Here is a 498-nt window from a genome sequence, read left to right on the forward strand (position 1 = left end):
GATGCGGCCTGGACGCGCTGGGTTCGGCCGTGGACCAACATTGCCTGGGCCTTTCTGACCCTCGGCATCGCTCTGGGTAGCTGGTGGGCCTACTATGAACTGGGTTGGGGAGGCTGGTGGTTCTGGGATCCGGTGGAAAATGCATCGCTCCTGCCCTGGCTGAGCGGGACAGCGCTGATACATTCACTGGCGGTCACGGAAAAACGCGGCACGTTCAAGAGCTGGACGGCNNGATATGCTGGCACGGGTTCTGGGGGTTCTGGGTGTCGTCAGCGCAGGATTTCTGCTTTTTATCGTCGTTACGTCCAACCCCTTCGATCGCCTGCTTCCCGGCATACCAACCGACGGTGCCGATCTGAATCCATTGTTGCAGGATGTTGGCCTGATCATCCACCCGCCGATGCTTTACATGGGGTATGTGGGTTTTTCTGTGGTCTTTGCTTTTGCCATCGCTGCGCTGATTGAGGGGCGTCTGGATGCGGCCTGGACGCGCTGGGT

Annotated in this window: 2 pseudogenes; both read left to right on the forward strand. The window is 59.5% G+C overall.

The annotated features are described in order from the left end of the window. Positions 1 to 240: pseudogene (ccsA, locus tag B2590_RS19235) on the forward strand (cytochrome c biogenesis protein CcsA); the annotation flags it as partial. Then, positions 236 to 498: pseudogene (gene ccsA / locus B2590_RS02975) on the forward strand (cytochrome c biogenesis protein CcsA); the annotation flags it as partial. The pseudogenes ccsA (B2590_RS19235) and ccsA (B2590_RS02975), both read left to right, overlap by 5 nt.

Origin of the sequence: Marinobacter sp. UBA3604, assembly GCF_002375325.1 — a bacterium.
Lineage (GTDB): Bacteria > Pseudomonadota > Gammaproteobacteria > Pseudomonadales > Oleiphilaceae > Marinobacter > Marinobacter salarius.